The sequence below is a fragment of the Pseudomonas sp. AL10 genome (assembly GCF_029960685.1).
Classification (GTDB): Bacteria; Pseudomonadota; Gammaproteobacteria; order Pseudomonadales; family Pseudomonadaceae; genus Aquipseudomonas; species Aquipseudomonas lactis.
On sequence record NZ_JASBQZ010000097.1, the window covers coordinates 1 to 459 of the forward strand.

General features: G+C 61.9%; 1 pseudogene. It reads right to left on the minus strand.

Annotated elements, in window-relative coordinates:
* Window positions 1-459, minus strand: a pseudogene (locus QK296_RS28965) (type IV secretion protein Rhs); the annotation flags it as partial.

Here is a 459-nt window from a genome sequence, read left to right on the forward strand (position 1 = left end):
CCCCAGCCTTGGTGTTCGGCGGTGAGGCGGTTTTGGCGGTCGTACTCGTAGGCCAGCGCCCAGTGACCGTCTTCGACGCTGAGGAGGTTGCCTTGGCGGTCGTAGGCGTAGTTGACAACGTTGCTGTCGGGCAGGGTTTTTCTTACAAGGCGCCCGGCGTGGTCGCGCACGTAGCGGGTGATTAGCTGACTGCCATCGTCGCCGTATTCGGTTTTCTCCAGCAGGTTGCCGTTAAGGTCGTAGGCATACGCGGTGCGTTGGCCGTCGAAGCCGGTTTCCTGGCGGATCAGGCCGTTGGAGTGGTAGTTGAGTTGGTAGGTTTCGCCGGCTTCGTTTTCGATCTCGGTGAGGAGCAGCCGGGCGTTGTCGTAGCGGTATTTGACCTGAGTGCCGTCGGCGTTGAGACGGCGGCTGATCAGGTGCAGGCCGTCTGCGTATTCGTAGCGGGTGACGTGGCCG